The organism is Polyangium mundeleinium (assembly GCF_028369105.1).
GTDB lineage: Bacteria > Myxococcota_A > Polyangia > Polyangiales > Polyangiaceae > Polyangium > Polyangium mundeleinium.
This window is the reverse complement of sequence record NZ_JAQNDO010000001.1, coordinates 3,471,586-3,485,132: the sequence shown is the minus strand read 5'-3', so window position 1 is coordinate 3,485,132 and position 13,547 is coordinate 3,471,586. Positions and strand designations below refer to the sequence as shown.

The window sequence follows — 13,547 nt, the reverse complement described above, 5'->3', positions numbered from 1 at the left end:
GAACGTGCTCACAAGGTGGAGACCGTGACGATCGGGCCGGGTTCGTCCTCGACCCACATCTCGGAGAGGACGACGTAGGTCTGGACCATGGGCCCGCTGCCCGGCATGTAATACCCCCCGCCCGTTCGCTGCGTGATCTGGAAGAAGCGCCGATCGCCGCGGCGGAGCGGGAAGACGGCCTCGATGGCATCCCAGCAGGCCTCGCCCTCGGCATCACGGATGCACTCGCCGCCGCCCTGCTTCACGGAGAAAAAGACGTCGTTCGAATTGCCCGTGACGAGGTCGATGCTGTTCGAGTTCATCACCTCACAGCGGAAGCGGAGCCATTCCCGCACCCGGCGCAGGGTGCAGACGGTGGGGCCGATCGGCGCTTCGAGGTTCTTGGCGGCGCCCCACTCGACGACCGTGGGCGGCTTCGATTTCTCGGCGGGGACGGGGCCGAGGAACGGGAGCGCCTCCGCGGGCGGCGCCGCAGCGGCGTCCGCGCCCGCGTCGTCCGTGGAGGCGGCGGCGGGCACGTCCTCGGGCGAGGCGACGCTCGACAGGAGCGCGATCGCGGCGAAGGCAGGGAACCGCGAGCGGCGCTTCATAACGTCCTCAAATAGGCCACGAGGGCGGCCTTGTCCTCGGCGGAGAGCTGGTTCGTCTTGCCCATGCGGTCGTCGTTCTTGTCGATGAGCTCTTCGAGCGTGGCGAAACTGCCATCGTGGAAATACGGAGCCGTGCCGCCGACGAAGAGCAGCGACGGGGTCTTGTATTTGTTGTTGTTCTTTTCGTCGTTGTACCCCGCGCGGACCGTCATGCGGGGCAGCGGCATGGGGACACGATCGGTGTGCTCGGCCCCGGCATGGCACGATTTGCAGCCGGTCTCGGCGCTCTCGAAGACGGCCTTGCCGCGCTTCTCCACGTCCGAGGGCTCGGTCTTTTCACGCGGCGGAGGGACGAGGCCGCTGCGGAGGAAGGCGGCGATCGCGAGCGCCCGCGGGCGCGCGGTCTGCTTGTCGACGACGTGCCGCTCGTCCCAGCGATGCAGGGCGAAGCCCGCGAGGATGCGATCGACGAGGGTCTCGCTCTCGCCGTGCCAGCCATAAGGGCCCTGGGCGGCGACACGGCCGGCGAGCATGGGCGTTTGGCGGGCCGCACCCGGGTTGAGGGTGCCGCCATTCGCGACGAACGTGGCGTTCGTGTCCTCGTCCACCGGGGCGAACTCGCTCCACGTAAACCCGTCGTCGCGGCCCTCGGGGTGACAGCCCGCGCAGCCGAGGCCGCCGCTCACGAGGGTGTCCTGCGCGTCGTAAAAGAGGCGGCGCCCCTCGGCGGCGAGGGCGTCGTCGGGGCCCTTGCCGAGCGGAATGCGGACGACGCTGGATTTGACGTCGGCCTTGGGGTCGGGGAACGTGAAGACGGCGAGCGCATTCGTGGAGCGGCAATACACGTAGGCTTTGCGCTCGTCGGAGGAGAGCGCGAGCCCACTCGGTGCGGCGCACGCAAGGCCGCCGCCGTTCGCCCCCTCGTCGTGCAGGGGATGTTTTTTCCGGACCAGCGCCGAGGGGTCGATCGAAGTCGCGTCGAGCTCGGACAAGGTGAGGCTACCCTCGCCAAGGACGAGGAGCGTGCGCGTCGTGGAGCGATAGACCATGGCGCGCGGCTGGACGATGTCGCCGGGCCGGAGGTCGAGGGTCGGATCCTCGGCCGGAATCGTATTGAAATGCGTCCCGTTGACCGGGGGCTGCTTGCGTCGGGGCGCGAGCGGCGAATCGTCGCGCGGGAGCAAGACGTCGACCGTGGGCATGCCATACCAGGCCTCGACGCCCGTGGCGCCGAGCGCGTGGCGCGCGACGTAAAGCCTGCGTTCGTCGGGCGAGAGCGTGAGGGCATACCCGAGGGAGGCCTCCTCGGCGCGCGTGGTTTCGTACGGAAGGCGGAGCGGCGCGGCGGGGAGGCTGACGCGCTTGACCGTGGGTTTCTCGCTGCCGATTCCGTCGAGCCGCGTGAGGGAGGCGCCGACGAGGTGGCTCACGTAGGCGCGCGAGCCGTCCGCGGCAATGGCGATGCCGCGCGGCTCGCGGGCGACGTCGACAGTGAAGCGGACCTTTTTCGTGGCGAGGTCGACGCCGGAGACCTTGTGCGTCCACGCGGACGAGACGAGCGCGGTCTTCTCGTCTTTCGTGATCGCCAGGCCCCAGGCGTCGGCGGGCAAGGCGATCCGCGCCGATTCCACGAGGACCTTCTCGGGATCGGGCCGCATCACGAGGAGCAGGCCCGGATCCCGGATCGTGACGAGCACCTCGCCGTCCCGCGCCACGATCTGCGCGGGTCGGCCCGGGAGCGGCACGGTCCGCGTAGGTTTTTCCTTGTCGAACGGGAGCTCGACGAGGTGGAGCGCGCTTCCATCCTCGTCGGCGACGTAGAGGAGGTCTTCGGCCGGGCTCCGCGCGACGACGTTGCCTTGCCGGCTCGCTGCGGGCGTCTTCGCCTTCGGGGGCGGCGCGGCGGCGGAATCGGCCGGGCCGGGCGCCGCGGAGGACGTGGCCTCGGGCGCGGGGCCGGAGGTGCTTTTCCCGCAGGAAGAGCACCCCGCCGCGGCGAGGGGTGCAACGAGGAGCGCGGCGGCGAGGAGGGGCGAGGTCCGCATGTCCCTGATTGGACAGCGAATATCATGGAGGTCCGCGGGACGGAACCCGGAAAGGTGAGCCATTCCTGGCGCTATCCTCGCCCGCGCGGAGGTGCTAGGGTCGCGCGGATCGCGATGGATAGTGCCGAACGACGAGCTTCGTTTCCCCATGGATTCGCGGTGGTGGACGTCGAGACGACCGGGCTGCGATGGAAGACGGATCGGATCGTCGAGGTCGCCGTCGTCCGCACGGACGCGGAAGGCCGGGTGCTCGGGGAGCTTTCGACGCTGGTGAACCCCGAGCGGAATCCGGGCGCGACGCACATTCACGGGCTCGGCGTGGAGGATCTCGCGGGCGCGCCGCGGTTTTCGGAGGTGCTCTCCGAGCTCGTGCGGTACCTCGAAGGCGCGGTGCTCGTGGGGCACAACGTGAGATTCGATCTCGCGTTCCTCGCCGAGGAGCTTGGTCGGCTCGGGCTCGTGCTGCCCGACGCGCCGCGGCTGTGCACGCGCGAGCTCGCGATGCGGGTCTTGCCGGGCCTCGGGGAGTATCGGCTCTCGTCGTGCTGCAAGGCGCTCGGCGTCGACGGCGGGCACGAGCACCGGGCGCTCGACGACGCGCGCGCGGCCGCGGGGGTGTTCGCGGGGCTGAACAAGACGGGCTTCTGGCGCACGTCGTACGAGAGGGAGCTCGCGATCGCGGCGGACGTGGCGTGGCCGGTGATCGAAGGTCCGTCGCGGATCGCCGCGCGGGGCGAGGCGCAGGCCTCGGCGGAGCCGTCGCCGCTCGGCGTGATGGTGGAGGGTTTGCCCGAGGGGACGTCGAACGGGAGCGTCGAGGGATATTTTCCGGTGCTCGACGAGATCCTCGAAGATCGGCGCGTCACCGAGGAAAAGGCGGACGTCGCGCGGCGGCACGTGGAGGGCGCGGGGCTCTTGCGCGGGGATATCGTCGCGGCGCATCGGGCTTATTTGACGGGCGTCGCGCGGGCGGCGCTCGCGGGGGATCTCTCGGGGGGCCTCGGGGCCTCGGATCTCGCGCGGGTCGCGCGGCTCCTCGGGTTGCCCGCGGATTCGGTCGATCAGGCGCTCGTGGCGGCGCGGAGCGGGGCGGCGGCGCCTTTGCCGGGATCGACGCGGCCGCTCCGGCCGGAGACGTCGATCTGTTTTTCCGGGGACGGCGAGCCGTCGAAGGCCGCGCTCGAAGCGCGGGCGGTGGCGGCGGGGCTCCGTGTGCAGGGGTCCGTCACGAAAAAACTCGACGTGCTGGTGATCGACGATCCGCATTCGCTCACGGCGAAGAGCCAGAAGGCGCGGGCGTACGGGATCCGTGTGCTCACGGTGCCGGTGTTCCTGGCCCTCGCGCGATTGTCGGACAAGCAATGACCGAGCCGTGAGATTCGGGTCTCGCCAGGGCCATTCGATTCGGGTAGGCTCGGGTTCGTCCTCACGGAGGACGAAGGAGGTCATTCGCATGGCAAGGTCTGGCGAGGTCGCGATGTCGACGGTGCTCGAGCGGCTCCAGGAGAAGTTTCCGGACGCTCGTTACGAGCTCGACTGGACGACGCCGCTCGAGCTGCTCATCGCCACGATCCTCGCCGCGCAATGCACCGACGTGCGCGTGAACAAGGTGACGAAGACGCTCTTCCCGAAATACCGCACGGCGAAGGACTATGCCGAGGCGAACACGGAGGAGCTCGAGCAGATCTTGCAGCCGACGGGCGCTTATCGGCAAAAAGCGAAGGCCGTTCAGGAGACGTGCCGCGCGCTCTGCGAGCGGCACGGGGGCGAGGTGCCGCAGACGATGGCAGAGCTCACGGCGCTGCGCGGGGTCGCGCGGAAGACGGCGAACGTGGTGCTGAACAATGCGTGGGACATTGCCTCGGGCATCATCGTGGACACGCACGTCGCGCGCGTGAGCCAGCGGATGGGGCTCACGACGCAGGAAAAACCCGAGGCGATCGAGCGGGATCTCATGCACATGGTGCCCGAGGCGCGCTGGACGAAGTTCGGCCCGGCGATGGTGCTGCACGGGAGGTACACGTGCACGGCCAAGGCTCCCCAATGCGGCGATTGCATGTTCTCCGACGTGTGCCCGAGGAACGACGTGTGAGCCGGGGGCTGCGCGGACGGGACGGGGTGGGCCGCCTCGGGACGGTCGTCTTCGCGGCGCTGGTGCTCCTCGGCGCGGGCTGCGGCAAGGTCGAGAGCGGCGATCAGGACGGGTGCGTGCCGAGCTGCCCGACGCTCTGCACGCCGAGCAGCAAGACCTGCAAGGGCACGGTCGCGGAGACGTGCGCGGCCGACGGGCAATCGCGGGAGAGCATCGATTGCGCGACCGAGGGCCTCGTCTGCGCCGAAGGGGCGTGTGTGCCGAGCGAGACGTGCGCCGAGGGGGCATGCATGCCGAGCGAGGCGTGCGGCGACGAGGCGTGCGGCGGCGGCGAGACGTTCGCATCCTGCCCCGAGGACTGCGAGCCCGTCTGCGCGCCGAACACGAAGATGTGCGAGGGGAACGTGGCGAAGGTCTGCGCGTCCGACGGCGGGTCGTGGATGACGTTCGATTGCACGCTCGTGCTCCAGGTCTGCCACGAAGGGTCGTGCTTCGGGAGCAGCGTCTGCGGCGACGGGGCCTGCGTGGGAATCGAGACGCCCGCGTCCTGCCCCGACGACTGCCCGGAGGCGACCTGCGGCGACGGGGTCTGCGACCCGAACGAGCCGATGCCGTGCCCGCAAGATTGTCCGTGACGGACGCCGGGCTCGACGTCGTGCACCGGCGCCACGGCGGAGGTCGCCGGGGTCGGAAACCATGATCCCCCGCTCAAAGAAGGGATCCCCCTGCTCCAGAGAACGATCCCCCTGGGGGATCACGTCCTGGGAGCCGGGGATTGTGAGACCGGTCACGGGGGATCACGTCCGGGAGCAGGGGGATCACTTCCGGGAGCAGGGGGATCACTTCCGGGGAGGGGGGGAATGTGAAGTCGGATACGGGGGTCGACGTTCCGGAGGGGGGGAATCACCTCCTGGAGCAGGGGAGTGACCGCGGGCGCGGAACGTTTGCGATCGCGCGGGGCGAGCGGGTAAGGTCCGGTCGGTGATCCGCCGCAGCGTCCTCGTCTTGCTCCCTGCCCTCGCGGCCCTCGCCGGTTGCGCCCAGCTGCCGGGTGACGAGGACGACGCAGAACACAGTGGCGGAGACCCCTCGACGAAGGACAGCGGCCAGGTCGCAGACGCCGAAGCGACGGCGACCCCGGCGGCAGCGCCTCCAGAGACCGGCCCCTGCGCGGGGAAGGCGGAGGGGGCGCTCGCCTGCGAGGGCGAGGGCGTGGTGCGTTGCACCGGGGCGGGGCGCGCGCCGGAGGCCGTGAAGACGTGCCTCGACATCGAGCATTGCGAGGCAGGCGCGTGCGCGCCGGCTTGTCCCAAGGGCGAGGTGTACGTGCCCGCGACGGGGCCCGCAGGGTTCACGATGGGCAAGAACCTGTCGGCCTACGGGTTCGGCAACCGAAAATCGGGCTATCACGGCAAGGGGCGCGCGGACCTGCCGCACAAGGTGGTCCTGACGAAGCCGTTCTGCATGGACCAGACCGAGGTGACGGCCGGCGCCATGAAGAAATGCGTCGAGGAGAAAGGCTGCAAGGCGCCGCAGCGTACGGATCGGTGGATCACGTACCCCGACAAGCCAGACTACCCGGTGAACCTCGTCGATTATCCAATGTCGAAGTACTATTGCGAGCAATACGGGAAGCGGCTGCCGACCGAGGCGCAATGGGAGTGGGCGGCGACAGGGGGCGACGGCCGGTCATGGCCCTGGGGCGAGGAGGAGCCGACGTGCGAGCACACCGATTTCACGCAGTCCATCCTGGTCTCGCCAGGCGGCGACAGCGGCTGCCACGGCGGCGGGCCCTCGAAGGTGGGGACGCACCGCAAAGGGGATAAAATCTGGCCCAACGGGCCCATCCACGACCTCGCCGGGAACGTGTGGGAATGGGTGATCGATAGTTACGTGCCGTATTCAGGCAAGGACGAGGTCGATCCGGTACACGAACGAGCAAACATCGGGACGCGGGTCGTGCGCGGCGGCGGATGGAACCGGAGCGGCCGCGGGATCCTCGCCGCCTTCCGAGGCGGGGCAATCTGGACGTACAAGGTGCCGGGGCTGGGGTTTCGCTGCGTGCGAAACGCAAAGGAACGGGACGCAGCGGCGACGCAGCGTTGACGTAGCGAGGGCGCTGCGCTGGGGCTTTGCCCCAGACCCCACCGGGGCTGTCCGCCCCTGGACCCGGACCAGCGCAAGCGCTGGACTCGGGGTCGATGAACTGCGCTCCGCGCAGTTCATCGAACAGCCGCTGGCAAGACCGCAAACGACCCTGCCAACCAAGGCCGCGGCGCTGCAGGTTCAACCGGCAACGTTCGCGTCGCCAGCTTGAGACGCACCTCCATGGTCTTGCCACCGGCCCGTTGGAAGAACTGCGCACCGCGCAGTTCTTCCACCAAAGGTCCAGGGCTGGCCCTGGTTCGGGTCGAGGGGCGAACAGCCCCCGCGGGGCCCGGGGCAGCGCCCCGGCGAGGCGTCCCCTCGAGACTAGAGCGCGCCGCGGCGCTTGACGAGTTCTTGAATGGCGAGGTTTGCGATGTCGAGGCGCATCCACGGATCGTTTGCCCCGACGCCTTCTCCGCCCTTGCCGAGGGCGAAGACGACGGGCGCGCTCGGGCCGAGGTCTGCTTTGCCTGCGCGGCGATTCAGGAGGCGCAAAGGGTCCACGAAGGCGACGAATGCTGTCTTGTCGCCGACGGCTCCGACGGCGGTTTTTGCCTCGGCGCGGCCGGAGAGGTTTTCCTTGCCCGGCGCGTCGAGGATGGCCCGGAATGCGGCTTTGGCGTCGTAGCCGGCTGCGAGGATGAGGCCGTCTTTGCCGAGCGTGTAGAGGACGTCGATGTTGTTCGGCACGCCCTCCAGGGGCGCGGCGGGCTTGTCGCCTTCCTTGCTGGGTTTGTCTTTCCGGTCCTTGCTCGCTTTTTCGTCCTTCTTGCCCTTGTTGTCCTTGTTTTCGACGCGCGTCAGGCGGATGCGACGAATGTCGCCTGGGAGGTTTTCGAGGACGGTCTTGCTCGTGCTGACGTCCATCTCGTTCTGGCCGAGCCACGTGGCGAAGCTCTTTCGTTTGGCGAGGCCGAGGAGGTTGCCGAGGGCTGCGTCGAGCTTGCCTTCGTCGGCGACGTCGCTGCGCGCGTACATGGCGGGGCCGGTGGAGAGGAGCGAGACGCCGGCTGTGAACGCGTCGCCGCGGGCCTCGGCGAGGGCGACGAGCGCGGCGGAGAGGGCGGCGCGATCGTCCTCCGGGATGTCTTTGCCGATCGCGCCTGCGAGGGCGTCCGCGTATTTCTTTGCGTCGGCCGTGCGCGATTTTGCGCTGTCTTGCAGGTAGATCGCGATGTCGGTGTCGGCCGGCAATTCGAGCAGGCGGCGTGGATCCCCGACGGTCATCGCGGCGATGTTCGCGGCGCCTTCGGAGCCCTCGCGCGGCGTGCCGAGGAGGCGCAGGTGCGCTGCGTGGTCGTCGAAGTCGAGGGTGACGCGCGCGTGGTCGAGCTCGACGAGGATGCCGAGGAGCGCGTCCATGAGACCGTTCAACGGGCTCGGGACCGGCGTGGGCGCTTTGGCGCCGTCGGCGGTCGCGCTGGGGCGCGGGCGGGGACGAAGGCTCTCCCAGCTCAAGCGCAGGCCCTTTTCGATCGGGCCGCCGAGCGCCTCGCGCGGCAGCTCGAAGGCGACGTCGGCCTTCGGCATCTTCGCCGTGGGCAAGGTCCGCACGACGTACGGGCCGACCTCGAGCAGATCTGCCGCGTCTTGCGCGAAGAGGAGGTAGTTGCCGAGCAGGCCGATCGCGACTGCGCGCGCGCCGCCGTCCTTGGGTTCGAGGAGGGTGATGGAGGTCTTCTCGTCGACGCGGATCTGGAAGCGTGCGTTTTCGCCCTTCACGAGCAAGCCCTCGACCTTGCCCGCGTCGCGCACGTGGATGCCCATCGCCGTGCGCGGGCGGCCTCCGCCGGGGCGCTCGACGAGGGCGCCGACGAGCGGGAGGTTGCCGTCGATCTCGGCCGAGACGGCGAGCGGCAAGCCGAGGAACGTGACCGCGAGGTTGCTCGCGTTCGAAGGGAGAAAAAGCGCGGGCCCGCCCACGGCTGCGCGGGCCTTGGCCCAGGCCTCGTCGGGGTTCGGGACGAAGACGTCGGCGAGGTGGCCGGCCGGCGCGGGGATCGGCTCCAGGGGCGCGACCTTCTGCGGCGGCGGAGGTTGCTCCCCCTTGCAACCCGCGAGGGTCGCGGGAAGCGCGAGGGCGACGGCAAAAAGGAGCCCGCGGGCGAGACGAGTCACGGCACGTCGAGGACGTCCGCGGAGGGGCGAGGCGTAGGCGCTCATCGTACGTCGCCAGGCTAGTACGAATTGCCCGCCCGTTTCACCCCGGTCGACGTGGTTCGCATGCGGTAAGCTCGGTACGTGCCCCGCCCTGGTCACGACGAGGTCGTGCTGATCAACGGGTTCCCTTCGCTCTACGCGCAGCGGATCACCGAGCACGTGCTCTCCACGAACCCACGCGCGTTCGTGTACGTGGTCGTGCGCGCCGAGCAGAAGGCCGAGGCCGATCGGGCGCTCGTCGCGCTCGGGGAGGAGGCCGCGGCGCGGACGAGCGTGCTCGAAGGCGATCCGGCGGCGATGGATCTCGGGCTCTCGGGCGCGGAGTACCGGCAGCTCGCTTCGGAGGTCGATCGGATCCACCACGCGGCGCACGCGGCGTGGGTCGGGATGGACGAGGCCACGGCCGCGCGGGCAAACGTGGCGACGACGGCGGAGATCCTGGAGCTCGCGCGGGCGGCGAGCGCGCTCGAAGCTCTGGTCGTGCACTCGACGGCGGCCGTGTCCGGGGACCGGACAGGCGTGGTGTACGAGGAGGATCTGGAAGCGGGGCAGGAGTTCCACGACGAGGCCGCGCGGTCGCGAATGCGGGCCGAGGCGCTGGCCCGGCGCGCGAAGGACGTGCCGACGGTGATCGTGCGGCCCGGGGCGGTGGTCGGGGCGTCGGCGCCGGGCGATCGGCTCGACGCGCTGCACCTCGCGGCGCTGCTCGCGCTGACGACGCCGGCGGAGATCCCGCTGCCGCTGCCGCAACGAGGCGACGCACCGGTGCACGTGGTGTCGATGGACTACGTGGTCCGCGCGGCGTGCGCGCTCGGGCGGATGCCGGGCGCGCGCGGCAAGACGTTCCACCTCGTGGATCCCCACCCGATCTCGGCGCGGCGGTTTTTCGAAGTGCTCGCGCGCGCGGCGAGAGGCAGCGCGCTCCGGCAGGTGCCTGCGAGCGCGGCGGCGATGCTCCTGCGCACGCCGGGGATCGAGCGCTTCGTGCGCAGCCCCAAGGCGTTCCTGGAGCAGATCGCGCGGGGCGTGCGGTACGACGCGCGCGCCACGACGAGCGCGCTCGCGGGGACGGGGATCACGTGCGCGCCGTTCGAAGGGTACGCCGAGGAGCTCGTGCGCGAGGTGGCCGAGCACGTCAACGCGCGACGGGCGCCGCGGCCGCCGTCGTCGTCACCGGGGGGCGAAGCGGAGGTGTACGATCCGTTCTCCTGAGGGTCTCTGGGCAAGCGCTCTGTTCACGCTCGTCGCCGCGGCCTGCGGCGGGGAACATCGGCAGCCGGCCGACGCTGGGCCGGTGCCGTCGCGCCCCGTCGCGTCGGCGTCGGCATCCGCGTCCGCCGAAGCGCCCGCGCCTCCTGCGTCGGCGAGCGCGGCCGCGCCGATCGAGACGGGGATCCCGGAAGCGATCACGTCCGCGGCCCCGGCGCCCGCGCTCCCGGCGGGCGAGCCCGAGCTTTCGCGGTTCCAGGCGGCCTTGCGCGAGCTCGCGCGGGGCGGTCGCAAGGCGCACGTGCGGATCCTCTGGCTCGGCGATTCCCACGGGCAGGCGGACTTCTGGACCGGGGCGCTGCGCGACGTGCTGCAGAAGCGGTTCGGCAAGGCCGGGCCGGGGTTCGTGCACGTCGGCTGGAAGCAATACAGGCACGACGGCGTGAAGCTCACGACCGACGACAAGTGGACGATCCGGCCGAAGGTGCCGGCGGCATCGTCACGAACGGGCGACGGCGTGTTCGGGCTCGGGGGCGTCGTGACGACGGGCGCGGCCGGCAGCGGCAGGGCGCGGGTGAACGTGACGGACGAAGGGCTCTCGAGCCGGCTGTCGTGGGACGTATGTTACCGGCTGCGCTCGTCCGACGACGCGTTCGAGGTCTCGCTCGGCACAGGGCCGAAGACGACGATCCGCGCGACCGCGACCGAGCCGCCGGGCGAGCTGCGGCACCTGACGCTCGTGAGCGAAGGGCGCGAGACGCTGCAGGTGGTGCCCACGCGCGGGAATCCCGAGATCTGCGGGGTGGTGATCGAGACGGATCCAGCCGATCGGCCGGGCGTGGTGCTCGATACGCTGGGGATCAACGGGGCGCGGTTCGGGACGCCGCTCGCCTGGGATGAAGCGAGCTTCGGGGCCGAGGTCGCCCGGCGGAAGCCTTCGCTCGTCGTGCTGGAGTACGGGACGAACGAGGCGGGCGACGTGGCCGTGGATCCGGTGAAGTACACGCAGCGGCTCGTGCGGCTCGTGGAGCGCATCCGTCGCTTCGCGCCCGACACGGACTGCCTCGCGCTCGCGCCGACGGATCGCGCCGACACGCGCGCACGCACGCCGCTCGTTCGTGACGCGATCCGCGAGGGCGCGCGGCAAGCGGGGTGCAGCTTCTGGGACACGTACGCCGTCATGGGCGGCGAGGGCTCGATCCGGGCGTGGGCTGCGGAGTCGCCCGCGCGCGCGGCGGGCGACGGCGTGCACCTGACGCAACGAGGCTACCGGGAGCTCGGCACGTCGCTCGCGACGCACGTCCTCCGCGGTTTGCCCCCGTAAACGCCGCGCTTCTCCCCGGGGAAACGGGAGGCGCGTTTCCTGCAACCGCCGGCCTCCTTCGGAGGGGGAGCATGGCCCGAGCGGGCGAGCTGTTGGGGGAGCGGTACCGGCTGATCCGGGCGATCGGCGCGGGCGGGATGGGGACCGTGTGGTGGGCGCGCGACGAACGGATCGGACGCGACGTGGCGCTCAAGCTCTCACCCCCCGAGAGCAACGGCACCAGGGCTCCCTGTTTCGTGCGCGAGGCGCACATCGCCGCGCAGGTCTCCCATCCGAACGTCGTGGGTGTCCTCGACGCCGGCGAGGCCACGCCGCAGCGGCGCTTCCTGGTGATGGAGCTGCTTCGCGGCGAGACGCTCGCCGCGCGGCTGCGCCCACGCGAGCCGCTGCCCGTCGCCGAGGCCCTGTCGATCACGATCGAGGTTTGTCGCGGGCTCGAGGCCATCCACGCGCAGGGGATCGTGCATCGGGACGTGAAGCCGGAGAACATCTTCCTCGCGGACGTACCAGGCGAAGGACGCGTGCCGAAGCTCCTCGACTTCGGGTGCAGCTCGCGGGCCACGGGCGCGCGCCCCCTGCCCCCCCCGTTCGTCCCGGCGTATGCCCGGTCGAGCGAGCCGAACGAGCCGGCGCACGAGGGGACGCCGCCGGGCCTCGGGACCCCGCAGTACATGAGCCCGGAGCAGGCGCGCGGCGAGGAGGACGTGGACGGGCGCGCGGATCTGTGGGCGCTCGGGGCGGTCCTGTACGAGGCGCTCGCGGGGCGGGCGCCGTTCGACGGGACGGACGTGGACGGGGTGATCGACGCGGTGCTCACGGAAGAGCCGGGCCCGCTGCCAGGCTGGGTCCCGGAGGGCGCGCGGCGTCTCGTGGCGAAGTGCCTGGAGAAGGATCGGCGGCGGCGGTATCCGGACGCGCGATCGCTCCGGCTCGCGCTGGAGGAGGCGTTCGCCGATTTCATGGGCGCGCACCCGTCGTCGTCGACGGGGTTCACGCGGACCCGCGGCTCGTCGATGAGGCCACCTGCGCGCAGCACGCACGGGCGCCTCGGGGGGATCACGATCGCGGCGACGCTCGTGCTCTTCGCCGTAGCGTCGCTGCCCTCGCTGGAAGATACGCGGCAGAGGGCGGCGCTCCAGCTCCACGCGACCGTCGGGGATGCGGTGAAGGCCGCCGCGGGCCGCACGCGCGAAGCAGCGCTGCACGAGGCGAGCCCCGGCGAAGGGCGGTGAGGGTCAGACGAGGTGCCGCGCCACGGCCGAGCGATACGCGCGCCAGAGCGTGAGGGCTTCGTTCATGGCGTCGACGATCGAGGCGGCGAGGTCGCTCTGCGGCGGGACGTGCGCGAGGAGCATGTTCCACGCGTCGCGGCGATGGCCCCCCTCGACGGCGCGGTGGGCGCGGGTGAGGCGCATGCGCTCGGGGGGACAGCCGTAGTGCAGGACCATCGGGTGCGTCCGGATGACCTCGTCGATCGGCGGGAGTTTCCGTGTACCTTCGAGCTCGGCGCGCTCGTGGACGCTGCCCTCGACGAAGACGGTGAGGACCGCGGCGCCGATCTGCCAGGGCGCGCTCACGCTGACGCGGTCGAGCATCGCGCGGTAGGTGAGGGCCTCGGGTTCGAGGGGGATCGAGGGATCTTCGATCGAGGCGCGATCGATGCCGAGGCCGTCGATCATCTCCAGGAACAAGGCCGGGTGCGGGACGCCGAGGCTCTGCTTTCCGGTCTGCTCTTCGTAGAGGTTTTCGGCGAGCGCGATGCGCACGTCGTCGGGCGGTCCCTGGCCGAGGACACGCGCGAGCAGCACCGGAAAGTCGCGCACGTAGGTCCGGTATTCGTGGCGGAAGTGCGCGGCGAGCGCGGCATGCGAGAGGCCCGGCTTCGTGAGCTTCGGCCAGGCCCAGTGGTTCTTCTGATCCATGATGGAAAGCAGGCGCTCGACGAGCACCCCGCGGTCCCCCCTCGCGATCGTCATGGG

The 13,547-nt window shown here is 70.8% G+C and carries 11 protein-coding genes; 7 read left to right on the top strand and 4 right to left on the bottom strand.

Annotated features, from left to right (window positions below):
* Positions 1-8: 8 nt before the first annotated feature.
* Both POL67_RS14105 and POL67_RS14100 read right to left on the bottom strand, forming a co-directional pair.
* Positions 9-590: a hypothetical protein gene (locus POL67_RS14105; RefSeq protein WP_271917854.1), complete on the bottom strand. Its 582-nt coding sequence runs from the start codon at positions 588-590 to the stop codon at positions 9-11.
* Positions 587-2,635 (bottom strand): c-type cytochrome, encoded by a 2,049-nt coding sequence (locus POL67_RS14100; RefSeq protein WP_271917853.1) that lies wholly within the window; start codon positions 2,633-2,635, stop codon positions 587-589. The genes POL67_RS14105 and POL67_RS14100 overlap by 4 nt, the downstream gene beginning before the upstream one ends.
* A gap of 159 nt (positions 2,636-2,794) precedes the next feature.
* Here POL67_RS14100 and POL67_RS14095 point away from each other — a divergent pair, with 159 nt between their 5' ends.
* From POL67_RS14095 to POL67_RS14080, 4 genes are all read left to right on the top strand, one after another.
* A complete protein-coding gene (locus tag POL67_RS14095; RefSeq protein ID WP_271917852.1) occupies positions 2,795-4,000 on the top strand; it encodes an exonuclease domain-containing protein in 1,206 nt (401 codons plus the stop codon).
* Between the two features lie 88 nt (positions 4,001-4,088).
* Entirely contained in the window at positions 4,089-4,727 is a 639-nt protein-coding gene (gene nth, locus POL67_RS14090; RefSeq protein WP_271917851.1) for an endonuclease III, read from the top strand.
* Entirely contained in the window at positions 4,724-5,362 is a 639-nt protein-coding gene (locus POL67_RS14085) for a hypothetical protein (RefSeq protein WP_271917850.1), read from the top strand. Before nth ends, POL67_RS14085 begins: the two co-directional genes overlap by 4 nt.
* Positions 5,363-5,708: 346 nt before the next feature.
* Positions 5,709-6,833: a formylglycine-generating enzyme family protein gene (locus tag POL67_RS14080; protein ID WP_271917849.1), complete on the top strand. Its 1,125-nt coding sequence runs from the start codon at positions 5,709-5,711 to the stop codon at positions 6,831-6,833.
* Between the two features lie 366 nt (positions 6,834-7,199).
* Here POL67_RS14080 and POL67_RS14075 read toward each other — a convergent pair whose 3' ends face one another.
* Positions 7,200-8,993 carry a hypothetical protein gene (locus tag POL67_RS14075; RefSeq protein ID WP_271917848.1) on the bottom strand — a complete coding sequence of 598 codons (1,794 nt, stop codon included), beginning with the start codon at positions 8,991-8,993 and terminating at the stop codon, positions 7,200-7,202.
* Between the two features lie 123 nt (positions 8,994-9,116).
* Between POL67_RS14075 and POL67_RS14070 the strand changes: the two genes are divergently transcribed.
* From POL67_RS14070 to POL67_RS14060, 3 genes are all read left to right on the top strand, one after another.
* On the top strand, positions 9,117-10,247 hold the full coding sequence (locus tag POL67_RS14070; RefSeq protein ID WP_271917847.1) for an SDR family oxidoreductase: 1,131 nt from the start codon (positions 9,117-9,119) through the stop codon (positions 10,245-10,247).
* 82 nt (positions 10,248-10,329) lie between these two features.
* Entirely contained in the window at positions 10,330-11,568 is a 1,239-nt protein-coding gene (locus POL67_RS14065) for a GDSL-type esterase/lipase family protein (protein ID WP_271917846.1), read from the top strand.
* Positions 11,569-11,639: 71 nt separating this feature from the next.
* A complete protein-coding gene (locus POL67_RS14060; protein WP_271917845.1) occupies positions 11,640-12,800 on the top strand; it encodes a serine/threonine-protein kinase in 1,161 nt (386 codons plus the stop codon).
* Positions 12,801-12,803: 3 nt separating this feature from the next.
* Here the strand turns inward: POL67_RS14060 and POL67_RS14055 are convergent, their stop codons facing one another.
* On the bottom strand, positions 12,804-13,544 hold the full coding sequence (locus tag POL67_RS14055) for an iron-containing redox enzyme family protein (protein WP_271917844.1): 741 nt from the start codon (positions 13,542-13,544) through the stop codon (positions 12,804-12,806).
* Positions 13,545-13,547: the final 3 nt, after the last annotated feature.

Bases quoted from the DNA above. Each gene is read 5' to 3' on its own strand.
- POL67_RS14060 (WP_271917845.1), top strand. From the start codon at position 11,640: ATGGCCCGAGCGGGCGAGCTGTTGGGGGAGCGGTACCGGCTGATCCGG.
- POL67_RS14055 (WP_271917844.1), bottom strand. From the start codon at position 13,544: ATGACGATCGCGAGGGGGGACCGCGGGGTGCTCGTCGAGCGCCTGCTT.
- nth (WP_271917851.1), top strand. From the start codon at position 4,089: ATGGCAAGGTCTGGCGAGGTCGCGATGTCGACGGTGCTCGAGCGGCTC.
- POL67_RS14105 (WP_271917854.1), bottom strand. From the start codon at position 590: ATGAAGCGCCGCTCGCGGTTCCCTGCCTTCGCCGCGATCGCGCTCCTG.
- POL67_RS14100 (WP_271917853.1), bottom strand. From the start codon at position 2,635: ATGCGGACCTCGCCCCTCCTCGCCGCCGCGCTCCTCGTTGCACCCCTC.